This is a genomic window from Aquiflexum sp., assembly GCF_041749095.1.
In the GTDB taxonomy this organism is placed as follows: domain Bacteria; phylum Bacteroidota; class Bacteroidia; order Cytophagales; family Cyclobacteriaceae; genus Aquiflexum.
In genome coordinates this window covers 1-18,919 of sequence record NZ_JBGTCA010000102.1, presented here as the reverse complement: position 1 = coordinate 18,919, position 18,919 = coordinate 1, and the positions used below count along the sequence as shown (strand labels likewise).

General features: G+C 42.4%; 10 protein-coding genes and 2 pseudogenes. All 12 read right to left on the bottom strand.

What is annotated here, in order from left to right:
- Positions 1-229 (bottom strand): annotated as a pseudogene (locus ACEW8O_RS05715) (aminopeptidase); the annotation flags it as partial.
- 75 nt (positions 230-304) lie between these two features.
- On the bottom strand, positions 305-1,666 hold the full coding sequence (locus ACEW8O_RS05710) for a M1 family metallopeptidase (RefSeq protein WP_373493661.1): 1,362 nt from the start codon (positions 1,664-1,666) through the stop codon (positions 305-307).
- Between the two features lie 29 nt (positions 1,667-1,695).
- A complete protein-coding gene (locus ACEW8O_RS05705) occupies positions 1,696-3,045 on the bottom strand; it encodes an aminopeptidase P N-terminal domain-containing protein (RefSeq protein ID WP_373493660.1) in 1,350 nt (449 codons plus the stop codon).
- Positions 3,046-3,093: 48 nt separating this feature from the next.
- A complete protein-coding gene (locus tag ACEW8O_RS05700; protein WP_373493659.1) occupies positions 3,094-4,539 on the bottom strand; it encodes a sulfatase in 1,446 nt (481 codons plus the stop codon).
- Positions 4,526-4,747 (bottom strand): annotated as a pseudogene (locus tag ACEW8O_RS05695) (DUF3864 domain-containing protein); the annotation flags it as partial. The gene ACEW8O_RS05700 and the pseudogene ACEW8O_RS05695, both read right to left, overlap by 14 nt.
- 37 nt (positions 4,748-4,784) lie before the next feature.
- Entirely contained in the window at positions 4,785-6,290 is a 1,506-nt protein-coding gene (locus ACEW8O_RS05690; protein ID WP_373493658.1) for a S10 family peptidase, read from the bottom strand.
- A gap of 166 nt (positions 6,291-6,456) precedes the next feature.
- Positions 6,457-8,391, bottom strand: coding sequence for a glycoside hydrolase family 127 protein (locus ACEW8O_RS05685; RefSeq protein WP_373493657.1), 1,935 nt, complete (start codon positions 8,389-8,391; stop codon positions 6,457-6,459).
- 243 nt (positions 8,392-8,634) lie between these two features.
- Positions 8,635-10,134 (bottom strand): DUF3863 domain-containing protein, encoded by a 1,500-nt coding sequence (locus tag ACEW8O_RS05680; RefSeq protein WP_373493656.1) that lies wholly within the window; start codon positions 10,132-10,134, stop codon positions 8,635-8,637.
- 148 nt (positions 10,135-10,282) lie between these two features.
- A complete protein-coding gene (locus ACEW8O_RS05675) occupies positions 10,283-12,016 on the bottom strand; it encodes a RagB/SusD family nutrient uptake outer membrane protein (RefSeq protein WP_373493655.1) in 1,734 nt (577 codons plus the stop codon).
- 95 nt (positions 12,017-12,111) lie between these two features.
- Positions 12,112-15,423 carry a SusC/RagA family TonB-linked outer membrane protein gene (locus tag ACEW8O_RS05670; RefSeq protein WP_373493654.1) on the bottom strand — a complete coding sequence of 1,104 codons (3,312 nt, stop codon included), beginning with the start codon at positions 15,421-15,423 and terminating at the stop codon, positions 12,112-12,114.
- 237 nt (positions 15,424-15,660) lie between these two features.
- Positions 15,661-17,850 carry a DPP IV N-terminal domain-containing protein gene (locus ACEW8O_RS05665; RefSeq protein ID WP_373493653.1) on the bottom strand — a complete coding sequence of 730 codons (2,190 nt, stop codon included), beginning with the start codon at positions 17,848-17,850 and terminating at the stop codon, positions 15,661-15,663.
- A 188-nt stretch (positions 17,851-18,038) separates the two neighbouring features.
- Positions 18,039-18,919, bottom strand: an 881-nt coding sequence (locus ACEW8O_RS05660) for a sialate O-acetylesterase (protein WP_373493652.1), incomplete at its 5' end; no start/stop codon positions are given.

Genomic DNA, 18,919 nt, shown 5'->3' with positions numbered 1-18,919 from the left:
AAAGCTCTTCCTCGGTTTTCAGATAGGTCCATTCTTTGAGCAAGTGGTTGCCTTCATCAAAGCGGACCATCAAAGGCTCAGTATCCAGTTTAAATTGGAATGTCTCATTTTTATTGTTCAACCATACTTTCTCTACTGTCTTTCCATCCTTTTGGTAAAATCCTATATTTACTGGAATGCGGTAAATGGGCACATTCTCCCATTTATCCTGGGTCTGTTTTATTTCCAACGCAAGGGTCTTGGTCGATTCATCCCAGTTTTTGGCTACCTCAAAAACGGCATGGCCTGGATGAAATAGAAACTGTCAGAAAAACAAATCCAAGTTCATACCACTAACATCCTTTACGCACTGCATAAAATCCTGGGTACTTACTGCCTGAAATTCAAACCGATGCAGGAATTCACTAAGCACTCGAAAGAAGGTGTCGTCACCCAATACAAAACGAAGCATATGAAGGACATTGGCTCCCTTAGGATAAGCATGGCTATCAAAGTTTTGTCCCGGGTTTTCGTACTGATTAAAGACAATGGGGCGCATATACCTGGTATGCGCTTCACGCAGGTAAGCGTTTTTTTTCCGCAGCAGATCAAATGCCGCTTCATCTTCACCCCAGTCGTATCGCTTGTACAGGTAGTCGGAATAGGTGGCAAAGCTTTCATTCATCCAAGAATGTTCCCAGCTTCTGAGGGTGATAAGGTCTCCCCACCACTGATGGGCAATCTCATGCGCAATGATCCCTTCAAAAGAAAAGTCGATTTCTTCCTGCTTAGTGGTAACGGCCCCTTCTCCCAGCAGCGTTGCAGATGTGGCTTCGGCTCCCCCTCCTTGGTGTGCTGAGACCACCTGATCATACTTTTCCCAGGGATACTCATAGCCATATATCCTGTTAAAAAAATCGATCATGTAGGGCGTCTTTGCGAATGATCTTTTTGCATCCTGCTCATGCCGCTTATATACCCAATAGTTTACAGGTAAAGCGCCTAGGGAGTCTTCGATTACGGTATAATCGGCAATGCTCAGATTTATGAGGTAGGTGGAGTGCGGCTTGCTTTGTTTCCAATGGTAGGTGTGTTTTCCATTTTCCTGATCTTCGGTAATGCCCAGTAGCTTCCCATTTGACAGTACCTTATAGTTATTATCAACCGTCACAATCATCTCTTGGGTTACTTTGTCATGGGGATAGTCGTAACAGGGAATCCACTGCCTGGCTTGATCGGGAAAGCAATCGGAAGAAACCTGCAGTGGATTGGTTTCTGTTTTATCAATGAATTTTAGGCCGGAAACCTGTTCTGCGAGATAGTACTTCACGGTAAACTTTACAGTATCCTTGTGTGAATAGGTGCCGGAGAGGTTTATATGCAGTTTATCTTCGCCCTGCTTATAGGAAAGCGGAATTCCCTTACTATCGAGAACATCGGTTACGACCAGTGATACTGCATCCAGCGTTACTTTATTCAGATTGCTTCGGAGTGGTGTCAGGATCACCGTATTTTGTCCCGTCAATTGCTTCCCATCGATATCAATATCAAGTTTTACCCTGTAATGTATGGCATCGAAATCCCTATCCGGTTCAAGGTTGACGGGCCTTTGGTATATATCAATCCCTTGGGCAGAAAGCCCTAAATCCATCGTAAGCAGAAATAGGATAACAAAAAGATGCTTCATAGCTTAGGATAATAAATTATGGCTTTGTGTCAATTGTTCTTCATGAATGCTTCAATTTCATCAATCGTCCGGGGCAAACCTGATGATAAGATTTCACACCCATCTTCGGTTATTACCACGGTGTCTTCGATCCGTATACTTGTTACTTCATCAGCTTTTCCCATGATATCACAGGCAAAAACAAACCCAGGCTTGAGAGGTTCTCCACGATCGAAGTTATGCATCCTGTCATGCACTGCCATGCCAATGCTATGGTTGTATCCGCCGTCACGTATCCACAAATTGTATCGGCGGTCTGAGGTGTCATGGCCTTTCTTTTCAAGCTCCTTTTTCACTTCGGCACCGATCTCTGTCAATGAAATCCCAGGGCGGTAGAGTCTCTGGCATATTTCCCTGACAAAGAGACCCAATTCATATATCTCCCGCTGCGTTTCGGAAAACTTACCATTTGCCGGAAAGGTCGTTGAAACGTCGGACGCATAATTCGATAGATTGGCGCCACCGTCGAGAATGATAAAGTCTTCTTCCTGCAATATGCGGTCGTATTGCATGTAATGGCCATAGGCGTGGTTTTTATCCGACATGATAATGGTCCCAAATGCCAATCCCTTTGCCCCACCGGACATGCAAATTTGTTGGAAAAGAGCCGCCAGTTTTACTTCCGCAACACCCGGTTTGGTATTTCTCATCACTTCTTTATGTGCCTCAACAGAAAGTTGGGCAGCCTGTCGAATCACATCAATTTCAGCTTTCGACTTGATCTTTCGCAGTTCCCAGATAAAGGGGGTACAGTTCAAAACCTGATTCTCAGGGAATCGCTGGTTTAAAACCGTTACAAATTGCATTTCACGGGTGAGTCTGCCGTCCCATTCGTTGTCGGTTATGGTGCGTTTGAATTTGTTAAATTTTTCCATGGAATTTTCTCCAATATGCTCCTCTGGGCTGAATGGCGTATAAATTACAGTGCTGCCCGCTAGTCTATCTTTTAGCATTCCGGGAAAATCTTCATATGGAAGATAATTCTCAATTCCCGTGATTTTCACGGGGTCTCTCACAAGGTCCAATGAAATATTTTCGCCGTCGGCATGGTGCTCGTCAATGGTGAAAAACAACGTGCTTTCCTTTTTTTCTCCATCCACAATGAGAATCGCATCGGGGATTTCTACCCCGGCAAAATACATCATGTTGTTATACTGCGTAAAAGGTAAATCTCCAAGGGGTTCAGATGCACCTCTGATTATTGCAATTCCATCGGGAATCATATCCATGAGTTTTTCCCTACGATTTGAGTATTCGTACTTTTCAAAGGTTAACTGTGCTTTCACCTCAATTACCGAGCTGCACAGCATCAGTGTTAGAAAAAAAACAGACTTTTTCATGTGTTTTAAATTGATTTTATGTACTTATTTTATCTACACCAATTTTAGTTAGTCGTTACTTTCATATTTTGGGTTCATTTCCTGGGGAATTGGTGCATCAATTTCATTTTGCCACTTAATGAGGTCATTTAGTAATTCATTGCGCTTATCAATTTGAACTGATGCAAGGTTGTTTGTTTCACCAATATCTTCTGCCAGATTATAAACTTCTACTGCATTGTTCGTAAGGATATTTTCACGGCCGCCATCGAGTTCCCATTCTTCATGAAACTGCAACAACTTCCAATCCCCTTTTCTTATTACGCTCACAGGTCTGGTTCTGAATTTTGTATCCCTTGACTCGTCTCTCATACCTTCATAAGAATCCAAGTAGACCGGGAAATGCCAGAAAAGTGCATCCCGGTTTACTGTTCTTTCACCTTTTAACAGGGGAAGGATACTTACTCCGTCCAAAACATATTCCTCAGTTTTTTCCAAACCAGCCAGTTCAAGAAAAGTCGGATAAAAATCAGTACTGATCACAGGTTCTTCGGAAATTGAGCCTGCCTTGATTTTACCGGGCCAATAAGCAAACATGGGTTCCCTGATTCCACCTTCATAAAGCATCCCTTTTCCACCACGCAATGGTTTCTGACAAGTATAAGTCCCATGGCCACCATTATCTGAAAAGAAAATCACCAATGTATTTTCACTTAATCCCAATTCTTCGAGTATACTATTCACTCTTGCCACACTTTGGTCAACACTTTCGATCATTGCGGCGTAGGTTTGATCTTGATGACACCCAACCCCTTGCTTATCCTTATATTTGGCAATTATGCTTTCTTTAGCTTCTATGGGAGTATGAACGGCGTAATGTGAGAGGTAAAGGAAAAATGGACTGCCCGTTTTCTCTGGATTATTTTCTTTTATAAAGTCAACCGCCCTGTCTGTTAAATGATCTGCCAGATAATCCCCTTCAGAATTGAAATGCCCCTGAAACCCAGTTCCAGGAAATCCCAGATCGAAACCTTGTTCCTCCGGTGAATTTCCGACATTCCATTTCCCGATGGCTGCACTCCGGTAACCTGCCGGTTTTAATGCTTCTGAAATCAGGATATGGTCGAGTGATACTGTTCTTGAGTTTTCAATGGGAACTAAACGCCTGTCTTTTGGATCTCCCCTATCTGATCTTGCAACCGTAAAGACACCATGCCTTGGGGTATATTGACCGCAAAGCAAACTGGCACGGGTTGGTGCACAGTTCGGCGCATTGGCATAAGCTTGGGTGAATATCATCCCGCTTTCTGCTAACTTGTCAATATTGGGCGTTTCGTAATATTCAGCTCCCATAAAGCCAACATCTTTCCATCCCATGTCATCGATAAAAATGAAAACGATGTTGGGTTGCAACTTTTCTTGCTGTACCTGATTACACGAAAATGCACCAAACACAACTAAAATAAATAAGGAAACGATTTTGTAGAGCCACATTATTTTCCTAAAGTCTGTCATGATTACTTAACTTTATTCTTTTAAGTTGCTCTTCAGTTAACAATACCGGATACCTCTTTTCGATCATTTCCTGTTCTTCAGAATATAGTTCTTTCATGTCCATGGGTAAATCTTGCGATTGGGTTTCTTTTTGGTTTAGTCGGTTCATAAGCCTCCAGTTGCGGATGGTCTGCTCTGTTTTTACGTCGGCAAGTTCCTTCGCCTCAGGTTCGTAATGGGTGCATTAGACTTATGAATAGTCTACATCAATACTTTGCCGCTTCACCCTGCAGGGGGATTGATTGTTGAATAAACTCTCGGAGATCATTTGTAGACTTTATCAAATCTTTCTCCCTCACATACATCATGTGACCACTTTCATACACTTTAAAATGTAAACGGTCTTTCATTTTACCACTTGGATCAAGCTTCCACATACCATTTTTTTGTCTAAAATAATTTACCAACATATCGTAATATCCTGCTTGAAATAATACTTCAAGATTGGGGTTCTGCATCATAGCATTACGCAATCTCTCTCCGGTCCCATCAGTAAATCTATCCCATGGCCAGGGAAATACAGGACCAGAAACATAGTATTGCAGGTCTGTTTTAAAATTTAAATCATTTCGAAGATAAGCATTAATTGCAGGAGTGAAGGCATTATCCCAAGCAGCTGACTCCGGTGGAGTAGTTCCGGTAAAGGTATCGCCAGCATCCATTTTATCTATACCTTTATACCGTGCATCCGAAAGACCCAGGAAATATCCTTCGTCCCTTAGTAACTCTTTTCTGAAAGCATTAGTGGAGACTATCAGATTGTGGTCCAATATGAATTCCTTTTTGAGACCTGTGTACCGGGCTAATTTTTCCGCAACATCTTGTTTCTGATCTTCATCAATAAATCCACCTCTTTCGACTGCTGGTAAATATTCATCAATAGCGTACTTTTCAACTTCTGAGAGAATTTCAGTAAGACTATTTTTCTGTAAATCTTCAGGTAGCTTATTGTGATACCAGGCTACCGCAGCGTAGTTAGGTATTTGTAGTACTTCATTACTTGCGATAGGTAGTTCCATTTTAGTCCCGGAAACAATAACTACTCCGTTGAGGTAAATCCCATGGAGGTCTTGTAGTTCACCAGATAAACCAGCCACGCGTGTTGCCGAATAACTCTCCCCAATCAGATACTTTGGGGATCTCCAACGTCCTTGTCGTGATAGGAAATTGTCAATCCAGTCAGCCAGATAGGTAATGTCTTGATACACTCCAAAAAAATCTTCGCGCTTGCCGTCATTCAAAATGCGGGAAAAACCCGTATTAACTGGATCAACATATACGATGTCTGCCACATCTATAATTGAATGTGGATTATCGACGATACCATATGGCTGTATGGGATATCCTTCATCACTTATTTCCAGGCGTTTCGGACTTGTATATCCCAAATGCATCCATAACGATGCCGCTCCTGGCCCTCCATTGAATGAGAATGCAATTGGTCGGTTCTCAACCCGTTCGACATCATTTCGTTTGTAATAGGTATAAAATAGCGCCGCATCAGGTTCTCCATCTTCACCGTATACCGGCTGAGTACCTACCGTAACTTGATAGGGTATTCTTTTCCCGTTAACAGTCACTACATTGGAGGAGACAATAGTAGTGTCGGCCGGTAATTTATTCTTTTGGGCATGCACCGTAGTAACGCAAACAATCAATAAAAGTAAATGGAAGATCATTTGATAGGAAAATTTACTAGTTTTATTACTCATAGTAATGTATTTATTTATTGGTTAAATTTTTTTACAATTTTTCCGGAGATGCCGTAAAGCCTTACACATAAGCATCAGATTTAATAGTCATGATTTCCAACTTTCATCAATGACATTATATGGCATTGATGAAAGCAAACTGTTTTTTTGTCGGTAAATGTTTTTCCTATTCATGTGGAGCCCATACTTTCATTTTTCCATCGCCCCTATTGGCCCAGGAATAATAGGGAATATAGTTTACCTCTAGTTGATTCCCATCTGGAAGAGCTGCTTTACTTTTTATACCCACCACACCTCCGAGTAACTTTTCATCAAATAGGCCAACTAGTTCATCGAATTTAATTTTCGGTTCATCTGCCAACTTAAAGTATTCAGGATTGTCAACTTCTTCCAGACAGTAAATTACCGGTCCTCGCATTAAGGCGACTTTTCCTTTGACTGCTTCAATATGGGGATGACCCAAAACACCATGAGGGATCATGGGAAATTCAAGTTCAACATGGTCACCCTTCTTCCATTTTCTGTCAATACTCGCATAGCCATTACTATATGTAGGATTGCTAACAGATTTGCCATTTACCTTTATTACCGTGCTCATTTCGGCATTGGCTGCTTTCCCAGAAAAAGTGTAGAGATCGCTTTCTGATAAAAAATCCCCTCTAACCCAGGATGGAATCCGGACAAACAGCCTGAAAGATTTTTCTTCCTTTGGATCAATATGGATGTTTATGTTTCCATCCCAAGGGTAATTGGTTTCCATTATCAAAGTGATATCATCACCATGTAATTGTATAACAGATTCGTTTCCAATGTATTGGTTAATGAAAATCTCATTGTCACCTTTTGCATATATCGCAGAACCAATCTCAGGAAGGAACCTAACCATATTGCTTGGACAGCAAGCAGGATTGAACCAAGGCCTTCTACTGTAATTCCCATCTGATTCAAGGGGGTTTTTGTAAAAAAACATATCTCCTTCCAAACCCACACTGGAAATTGCAGCATTATAAATCAATAATTCCACCATATCTGCATATTTGGCATCACCATGTTTTAGGTTCATCCGCTTATTCCAAGAACAGAGTCCCATAGCAGAACATGATTCACAATAAGCAGAGTTATTTGGAAGCTTGTATGGCAAACCAAATCCTTCGTCGTGAAATTCGTGTGTGCCGATTCCTGCTGTAACATACATTTTCCTTTTGACTATATCATTCCAGATTGAATCCAATGCGGGCAGATACTGATCTGAATTTGATTCTTGAGCCAGATCCGTCATAGCCGAATACATATAGACTGCCCTAACAGCATGACCTGTTGCATGATATTGTTTTTCAACAGGCAGGTGATCTTGTCGGTAAGAGGCATGTCTCCATCTATTGGGTGTACCTGCATGAGGATCAAAATTTGGGGGAATAGTATCAATTCTTTCAGGTTTACCCCTTTCGTTGATAAAGAAAGCGGCAAGTTTTAGATACCTTTCCTCATTGGTTGTTTTATAAAGTTTGTACAATGCCAGTTCTATTTCCTGATGGCCGGGAACTTCAATCCGCTTACCGGGACCAAAAATAGAATCTATGTGATCGGCAAATTTTATAGCTGCATCCAATAATTTTCTCTTACCCGTCACTTCATAGTAAGCAACAGCCGCTTCAAATAAATGACCGGCGCAATAAAGCTCATGGTCCTTTTTAATATTTGTCCATCTTTTATCCAGATTGATAGCAGACCAATAGGTATTGAGATACCCATCATCCTCTTGAGCAGAGATAATACTTTCAATTAGATTGTCAGTGAAATCTTCCAGTTCCTTATCTGGAGAATGGTGAAGTGAATAAGCTACCCCTTGAATAATTTTATAAACATCTGAATCACTGGCCATTCTTTGGTTGTGTTCACCTTTCATTTTTCCCGAAGCAATGTCAAAATTCTCCAATGAAGATCTACCGGCTTCAAAAACGGATGGAATACCATTTGTCTCATTTAGTTTGATTTTTGGTCTCCAAAAGTTGTCTGTTATTAATACATCTTGGTAGGATACCTGTTCAAGGTTTTTCGGCGGATCCAAGCTTTCTGAATCGTTTTCAAATCTGGTGCACATTGATGCTACCAAAAAAATGGAAATCGTTAAAATTGAAAGATACACGAAGATAGTTTTAGGAAAAATCATTTTTTGTGCCATAATATTTTAACTAGTGACTTAAAGAATAAATACCAACGATTGATGAATTATTTCAGGGGAGGACTGTTTAAACACGTCTTTCCATTTTCTTGAATGACAGAGCCATATCTTGGAGTGAATAAGATCCTTTTTCTAAGAGAGATATACTTTTAAATCAAACATTTATTTTACTTTTTCAAGATTGCTATCCTCAAACAACAGCGGATATCTGCTTTTAACTATTTCCTGCTCGTCGGGAAACAGTTCTTCTATTTTTAAGGGTACATCCTGTGGCCTGGTTCCTTTTTGGTTAAGGCGGTTCATCAGGCTCCAATTACGGATAGGCTTTCCAGGCTCAGGGTCTGCAGGTTCTTGGGCTTTCAAGTCATATCGGGTAAAATCTATTACTTTCCCGGGAGTTTGGGCAATCCAGTCTCTGAGGGTAGCCAATCTGAAATCTTTGTTCATAAACCAGCGGATCTCCAATTCAGGTTCGGATCCGCAAATACCTGATCCTCGGTGGACAAATTGGTAGTCCAGTTCATCATTGCTTTTGAAGTGCTCTCTCCAGAGCATTCCGAACTCCCCGTGGGTAATTGCCCTGGCTTCCGGCCACCTCCGACGGATTTCACTGAGCCATATTTCCAGTCCTTCCATGCCATTACGATCCTGATAAAAAGGGAATAGCTGACGCGCTTCTACAAGGCTAAGCTCCCAAATGGTGGTTACCCAGGCGAAGCCATTCAGCTCGAATCCCTTGTCGAAATGGGTAGAAGTTGTGGCAAGCATTTGGCGAACGCCTAGTTCTGTCCCCAATCTGATCACAGTCTCGATCGGGCCAACGCCCATCCTGCTACCACAGTTGACCCCATCGATCCGTCTTGCTCCCGGATATCTTGCGTTAAGAAAGTCCACCGTCCATCCATCAAGATTGACACAGTCTATCTGATCTTTCCCATTCTGTGCAGGTTTGTTAAAATGTTCTTTAGATGGGTAGTAGGGGTAAACAATAGAGCCATCACCGTCTCCATTATCTACAGCATACTGACTCCAAATGGTACCCTGACATACATGGATTCCTTCTTCTTCAGCAAGGTACCTCAGATTTTCGGCTGCCATAAAGCCAGCGATGACTGCCTGTGGACGATAACCATCACCTACCAAGTCTGAGACCATCTTCAATCCTTCATGTAGGTCCCGGTTGGTCTGTTCCCGGGTATTGTACATGGGGGAAAAATATGCTCCCGGAATAAAGGTTATTTCATCACCGTATTTTTTATGGAAAGAAACAATGAGATCCCTCAAGTCCCGGTAGTTTTGTCGCTGATCTTGGAGGGAGAGCCAACTGAAAGCCCAAGTCATTCTCGCTCCCGGCCAGGCTCTTTCTATCGCTTCCCTTAACATCCTTGCTTCCCGAGGACTGTGAACTGCCGACTCATCCACACCATGGAACTCCGTTCGTGAAGTTTCAATTTGGTTGACACGGACCACCGATGCAAAAGTCAAAAACCGGTTTCTCATCAACTCTGGCTTAATCTCATTTCTAGTAAGATCTTTGTTACTTTGTTTTTTTGAGCCAGGACTAACTGTTTGTCCGGTCAACGTATTTAATGTAAAGTAAAATAAGGTCGCTCCCAAAACAAAAACGGAAATATCAAATTGATTTATTCTACTTTTTGTCATGGTATTTTTCATTGTAAATACAGGAAATCCAATAATTCTATTTTAAATGGTAGACAGGTATTATTTGAAAAAAACAAGCAAAGTCAAAGTGAACTTTGACCTTGCTCTGTTCAATCATTACCTTTTGCAGAACTGAAAAGGCATGTTTTTACCAACCAGGATTTTGTTTCAGGTTTGGATTTAATGTCAATTCATTGGTAGGAAGGGGCATTAGGTAATCTCTACCTGGATTGAACGCAAAAGTACTTCCCGGACCACTAAGGGTAAACTGATAGGGGTCAAAAAACCCCGCCTCATTTACGGGAATTGCAGAAGCTACCGCCTTTAATTCAGGCGTCGCAAATGTTCCTACAAATCTGGTTCCAACCCAATAGTTATGTGCCCTCCATCTCATTAGATCATCAAATCTGAATCCTTCTGCAAATAACTCGACCGTCCTTTCTCTTCTGATTTCATGTAGGTAATCCGGAATCGAATAACCGTAATTAGGCCAGTTTGGATCAGGTGTGATGCTATTTATCATCAGGTGAGGCATGCCTACCCGGTCACGGATTCTGTTAATGGTTTTATCTACATCGGCCTGTGTCAGGTTCCCCAATTCCGCCTTGGCTTCCGCATATATGAGCATCGCTTCCGGTAACCGCATAAAGATATAATCCACGTTGTGATTTTGAATACCTACTGCCGGGTCCACCACGATGTGACGGAACTTCCTGGATTCCAACCCTGTACCTGAATTCAGCACATCAGGCCGAATAAAAAAGGTGGTATCTGTCCCTTGTATTCTTAGGATATCGTTAGGAACCATAACCGTCTGGGCAAGGCGGGGATCTCTGTTCACCTCCAGCACATCCAATGTCGCATCACCCACAAAATTCGGACTAACCGCAATGGGTAACCCATCTTTGCTTAGGAAAAACTTGGTTGCCTCGTACGTATAACCGTAGGCGTTGGGCCAGTTCCACAATTGATTGCCAAAGGTATTCCCATGGGTCTCCCGGTCGTAATGCTTATAAAAAATCACTTCGCTAACCCCGGCATAGTTGTTCCTATTGAAAAGATCCGCATATACCCTACTGGTATCTCCCATTACAAGCGAATAATTTCCTCCATCGACTATTTGAAGGGCAGCATCAGCGGCCTGCTGGATGTAGCCCCTACCATCTGTTTGGCCTTCGAAGGGGGATCCGCTGTGGTATTTCTCCCAAGTACCCTCATACAAGCAAGCCCTTGCCTTAAACATGATGGCAATATCCTTGCTCAGCCTTGTTCCGGGCGTGGCAAGCTGATGGCTATGGCGCATCTTAGAAATGGCGATTTCCAGATCACTGAGAATAAAATTAAATACCTCCGTTCTGTTATTCCTGGGGGCATACAGGATGTCCACATCATCTTCGTTCACAGCCTGGCGAATAATGGGAAGAGCTCCAAAGTTCTTCATCATTTCATAATAAAACCATGCCCGGAAGAAGTGTCCTTCACCGATGTAATGGTCCGTCATATTGGTGCGTTCTTTGACCCGATCGATGTTACCCAGAAAATAGTTGATGTTTCGGATGTTTACCCAGTTCCATCCGCCTCCCGATGCGGGAACATTTATCGTTCCATCAAGCCGCGGTGTCCAGCTTGCTCCAAAAACGTTTATCGCTGGCAAGGCAATGTCGGTTCCTCTATCCTTTGTGGGGGCGGATCCACCACCGGAAGGAGGCCAACCATCAAACGTATCATAAAACGTGTTTAGGAATAACTCCATGTCGCCTGTTGAATTCCAAAACTCCGGATCAGAAATCTGATCAAGCGGAACCCTATTCAAGAAATCATCGTCACAGGAGTATAACATTATTCCTGTAAGAAATGCGATTATATAATATATTCTTTTCATGTGTTTATATTTTTATCAGTGGTCACAAAGAATCTCGCCAGGATTATCATCCCTAAGTTATACGGATATGTCCTGCTTGATTTCATGGGAAATTGTTAGAAGTTAAGGTTTATACCCGCCGAGAGCGTCCTACTCAAAGGATAGGCATCTCCAGCCCCGTACCATCTACCGGCAAGTGCCTCAGGGTCGAAAAACATCAAACTAGAAAACGTTAAGAGATTTTCACCCGAAATGTAAATCCTCGCATTGTTCAGCAATACTTTCTGCGCAATACTTTTGGGAATTGAGTACCCAATTTGCAGGTTTTTAAGCCTCAGGTAAGCTGCGTTTTGCATTAAATGATCAGTTGGCCGACCATAGTTTTTCTGGTTTTCTCCAAAGAACTGAGCATAAGGTCGTGGAAAATAGGCATCATAATTGGGACCTAGCGCACTTGTTTCGTCTCTCCAATAATCCATGTGCCCCTCTAACACATTATTATGCATAGGTCCAGCTGCCGGTCCTCTGAAAACTGCACTGCTTCCAAATGACCAATCTCTCATTGCAACTCCTTGGAAAAAGACGGAAAAATCAAAATTCTTCCAACTAGCACCTAAATTTAGGCCATAAGTGTATCTCGGTGTTGTGTTTCCCAAAATGGCAAGGTCTCCGGGGTTGTCTATTGTATTATCGCCAATGTTTATTCTGCCATCCCCATTCAAGTCTTTATATCGGAAGTCACCCGGCCTCCACAATCCGGGATAAATAAAGCTTTGATTTACTCCCTCGTTAATTTCAGCCTGGGACTGATAATGGCCATCGTATCGAAATCCCCAAATTTCACCTAAATCCTGGCCTTTGTAAAATGTACTCAATAGTCCAGTAGGGTTGGTGTAGTTAACTACCACACTTCGGTAATCTGCCAATTGACCTCTTATCTGGTATTTGAAATCTGAACCGATCGTACCCTTGTAGCCAAACTCAAACTCCCAACCTCTGGTTCTAATCTCACCTTCATTTCTTTTAGGCACAGTTGTCCCCAATACGGCAGGGAGCGGTCTTCCCGGAGAAACCAAGTCCTTTGTTCTGGTTTCATAAACTTCGAAGGTCATATCCAATTGATTTTTAAACAAAGCCACATCAAGACCCAAGTTGGTAGTGGCCACTGTTTCCCATGTTAGGTTGACACTATTTAGATTGGGGGCACCAACCGCCCAAGCACGATCGTTCCCAAACAACCATTGGTTGGTCTGACGAATAGGCAACGTAGGCACATATAAGTAGTTGGCCACGTCCTGATTACCCAACCTTCCATAGGAACCCCTGACCTTCAACAAATCCACCAAACCCGATGAAGGGAAAAATCCCTCTTCGGAAATGATCCAGCCCGCAGATGCGGAGGGGAATACACCTGTTCTGCGACTCTCTTCAAATCTTGAGGAACCGTCCTGCCGTACATTGACCTCAAGCAGGTATTTTTTGTTGAAGATGTAATTTAAGCGTGAGAAAACACTTTGAGTGCTCCAATGCCCAATAGCATCCCGTACTAATTGATCACCCACAGAAGTACTGACGGAGGGAACCGCATCACTCAGCATAAAAAAACTACGGGCAAATAGGTTGCTGTAATTCCATATCTCATGCTGGTAACCCACCATGATTTGAAAATCGTGCTTGCCGATTTCCTTTGCATAGGAGGAGTAAATGTTCGGGGAGAAGTAAGTGTTTCTGATCAAATCATTCTCGTAAAGAGTGGCCTGCCTGCTTTGTGGCTCAAGTGCAATTTCACCACTAGGCCTGACCCAAGGGTATTGTTTGGCAAATCTAGTGTCTTCAATCTGATCGGATGTAAAGTTTAATTGAGCGGTAGTCACCCAACCCTTAATTGGTTCGATGTTGATTTTTGGAGACAAGACAATCTGATTACTTTGGATTCTCTGCCTCATTCTTTTCCATTCCTCCACCCGGGTTTGCATGGTCCAAATATCTGAATCGGGATATTTAGCAGGCGTACCGAATTTGATCTTACCTATCCAGTTCATATACCAGGCTCGTCCAAAGTCGCCATTCCATGGAAAGTCCTCATTTTCAGACTTATATTTAGTTAAAAACTCGATATTCATCCAAGGAGTTACCTTGGCGGCAACTTTTGCATCCACGTTAAATCGGCTAAAAGACTCATCTCCGAATCGAAGCAATCCATCTTCGCTATAGTAACCGGTAGATAAGTAGTAATTTACATTTTCACTTCCTCCTGAAATGGCTATATTGTGCTTAGCCCGCATCGACCTATCCCGCATGATCAAATCGGAGATTCCATCATTCGCAACACCAAAAGTACCGGTATTCAAAATATTCCAATCATCCGCACCCGGCCTAGGAAGCATACCGGGGGCACTACCTGGATTTGCCAGGTTTCTCTCCAAGCGCTCAATCGCCTCAGCTGGGTAGGGTGCGCTACCTCCAAAGTTCCTGTTGGCATCGTTCAAGGCATGCGCCCAGGCTGTACCTCCCTGTAATCTAGGCCAGATCGTGGGAGAACTAAAACCAACATTATTGGAATAAGATATCCGTGACCCGGAACTTCCTCTTTTGGTGGTAATCAAAATAACCCCGTAAGCTGCCCTAGCTCCATAGATAGACGTGGAGGCCACATCTTTTAGTACAGAGACAGATTCAATGTCATTGGGGTCTATGTCATTGATGCCCATCGGGACTCCATCCACCAGTACAAAGGGAGCCGTACTACCTTCAAAAGAAGCTAAACCCCGGATGCTCATAGCCATATCCGCACCAGGTTCACCACCAGCTCTGTTAGGTTGAATGACTAAGTTACTAACCAAGCCCTGCAAGGCCTGTTGCACATTGGTAACGGGACGATTCGCCATATCCTCTCCCTTAGCAGTTGACACAGCACCTGTCAAATTGATCTTTTTCTTAGTGCCGTATCCTACCACAACTATTTCATCCAGTGCAGCTATCTCAGCTTTCAAGATGATATTGATTTGAGATCTGTTGTTGACGGGGACTTCCATGGTTTCAAATCCTATATAGGAAAAAACCAAAGTGGCGACGTCAGGTGACAATAGTGAATATCTCCCATCCAAATCTGTAACAGTTCCTGTTGTCGTTCCCTTTATAGTGACTGATGCTCCGGGAAGTGGCTCTCCTTTTTCATCTGTTACTGTTCCGGAAACCTGCACATCAAAGGGAAGGGCAGCCGATGTACTTTCAACCAAAATCAATCCCGGATCAAGGTGGCTGCTTCCCAGGGGATTAGACAACGTATTTTCATAAGCATAGTCTGCATATACTACTTCTTGAGCCAAAATTACCTGGAAAATGAAACAAGAAAGCAGTTTATACAGTGTGAGACGAGGCGGATTTTCAATAATCTTTTTAGAAAACCAAGTAAAATTTTGTTTCATAGGAATGTGGTTTAAGGTGTAATTTTTTTTTTAAATTTAACTTTTGACCCCAAACCATATATCAATTATTTTACCTAATTAATGTGCTATTTTAACCATTCAGACCAAAAATTTACCCCCCTTACCAGTGGTTTCAACTAATTGATTCTAAATTCTTTATAGGTTGGATTCCATAACAGACCTAACAGATTCCATGTTTAAGGTCTAAAAAAAAATGGGGGGTATGATGGTACTCTTTTATTGTGGCCCGGGAGGTAAATGTGTAAGCAGATATCTCACCATCAGTAGTCTCATATGCAATGGAGTACCTTTACCCTCCATTAAACCATGGTTTCGATTGGGATAGGCCATGTAATCAAATGTTTTACCCATTTCGATAAGGCGATCCACCAATCCCTCGGTAATCTCAATGTGGGTATTGGTTTCCCCTGTTCCATGGATTATCAGCAGATCCCCCTTTAGTCCTTCTGCAAAATTAATTGGAGCCGACTCACGATATCCTTCAGGATTTACTTCAGGAGTGTTCATATATATCTCTTGAAACCATGCATTATAAAGGTCGGGTTGTGGTTTAGGTGCAACAGCTATTCCCACATCATAAAGATCCGGTTTTCGGAACATCGCATTAAGAGTATTTGACCCTCCACCGCTCCAGCCCCAGATACCCACCCGGCTAAGATCAACATAAGGCCTGCCTCGCTCCAGTTCATATAATCCTGCTGCCTGCTCTTCGGTAGACAGAGGCCCTAAACTTCCCGCTACTGCCCTGCGCCATGCTGCTCCTTTAGGACATGGTGTCCCCCGGTTGTCAATTGATACTACAAGATATCCAAGATCGGCAATCACACGATGATAATCCGCCATAGCATGTCCCCAGGAATCCATTACTGTCTGTCCATGAGGTTCACCATAAACATAGACAAATACAGGGTATTTCCGGGACGGATCAAAATCCATAGGTTTGATCATCCACGCATCCATAACAACACCGTCGCCGATATCAACTCTTAAAAACTCTTTGGGCTGTGCGTCCAGAGACTTGATTTTTTCACGCAGATCACTATTATCCTCAAGTACACGTACAACTTTATGTTCCGGAAGCTTGACAAGTTCAGTTACAGGAGGTGTATTTGCTGATGAGTAAGTATGAAACGCCCACTCACCATCAGGAGACATTTCGTAATTATGAGTCCCCGGCCGGTCCGTCGGAGTTATACGTTCAGCTTTCCCTTTACCGTCAAACCGCACGCGATACAAATACTTTTGTGTGCCTTTATCAGGGGATGCATAATAATAAAACCATCCTTTACTTTCATCCAAACCAACGCGTCCGATAACATCGTAATTTCCAGGTGTCAGCAATACCTCTTTTTTTCCTTCACGAGAGCCCAAATAGGCGTGTCTCCAGCCATCTTTTTCAGTCAGGACAATAAAATTACTATAGTTATGGACCCAATCCACTCCCCCGTTAGTCCCGTAACTTGCTACAACCCATGCAGGATCGGATTCCTGATAAATATTGGTAGTCTTGCCGCTATTAATGTTGGCAATCAAAAACTGCCTTTCGTCCCTAAAACGGCTTCTTTTTTCCACCAACACCTCGTCAGAATTCCCTGCCCAGCTTACTTCTCCAAGGTAATACCCCTCTTTTGGGATTGGAATTGGTAACCATTTGGTTTCTTTCCCTGCCGTATCCACAACACCCACCCGCAATACAGAAATATTTCCACCTACCCTCGCATACCTCTGCTCTTCTACTTTCGGATAAGTGGGATCACCCGGGATAAGGGATGATCTTTTTCTCACGTCCGATGCATTCGTCTGCACAAATGCGATACTTGAACCATCGGGGCTCCAAACTGCCCTTCCGTTTGAAATCGTTTCGGCAACTGCATCAAAAGTTACCTGCGTTATTTTGTCATTTGTTAGATCATTTATGTACAGATTTCCCTGGTCGGAGTAAAGAATTTGTTTACCATCCGGGGAAATACTGCTGTTGGTTCCGGCCGTAACTTTTTCCAAAGCACCTGTTTTTCGATCCAGCATCCAATAATCCGGTTTACTGTTTTTTTTATCCTTACCGGACAATTGCAAAAGAATTTTGTCGCCATCCGATGAAATAACATAGTTTTCAATCTTGAAATTATCGGAATAGCCGTGAACACGAAATTTATCAGGGGAAATTACTTCAATACGTTTACCATCGGATACAGCATAAAATACAAGTACCTCAGCAGCTTTTCCCAATTCATCCTCAAGGACGAGGTAACCCGAACCATCGGGAAGCCATGTCCCTCGAAATGATTTTGGTGAAAATAAATTTTCATCATAAATTTCCTTCAGTCTTTCTTTAGTTTTATAAGGGACAGCAGCCTGGTTATTGGATTGTGATGAATCTGACTGTGAATAGGCAATGTTTAATAACATAATCTCCTGTAACAGGAAAATTGTAATTATCAATGTCAAAATTTTTATCCGATTTTTCATATGCTTTTTACTTCCCCAGCTGTAATACTATTTTTAAATACAATGATTCCGGAATTGGATATATAATGCTGATTGAAGTATTTATACCACTTCATCTTACCACGAAAATTTGTTCCCTTTAATATCTGCTATTTTTCAATTTGTGTAGCATCATTCCATTTGTCTGTTCTAAAAGATGACGCAGGTAGAAGGTAGGCATCAAAAAGGCTTCCCAATGCCCAGTTGCGCCATGCATATCTTACTGCCACAGGATTAGGTACTTCATCATTTATTACAAATACTTCCCTGCCATTAACAATTTTAGCATTTGCAGGGTAAAAAACTTTATCCTCCCCGGCAATTTCAAATCCCTCTAATCCATCAAACGAATACAGCCCTGTCTCTGCATTTTTAAATTTTAGTAATACCCCGTTATCTTTCACCTCTTGCGAATCAAAAACCGGTGCAGCATAATCTACAGTTTTGTATCCATAAGTTTGGTTGAGCGCATTAAATAATAACCGGTCAGCTACTTCTTTCTTCTTAGGCGGATGAATGCTGGTCTTATCCCCTATATCCATGGTAATGGCTATACCCGAATTTGGAATCAATTCCAAACATTCTAACTGTGCCTCGCGCATAAAGGCTGAGTTGTCAGCGGTTTGGAATGCATTGTTATTACCATATAAAAAGGGGGCAATTTGGACATAATAAAATGGAAAATTGCCGATTCCCCATCGTGTACGCCAGTCCTTTACCATTGCCGGAAAAAGTTTTTTGTAAGTTTCAGGTTCTTCACGATTGGATTCTCCCTGATACCACAATGCTCCTTTTATGGTGTAAGGTATCAGTGGATTGATCATTGCATTGAACAGGACTGTAGGAAAGCGGTTTCCACGATCCAAATCAACATCGGTAAGATCAACCTCCTTGATTGAACCCAATGTTTCCCTGCTCATCCAGGCTTCTATCAAACTGCCTCCCCAAGAGGTATGTATCATACCAACCGGAACATCTAAAATCTCTTGTA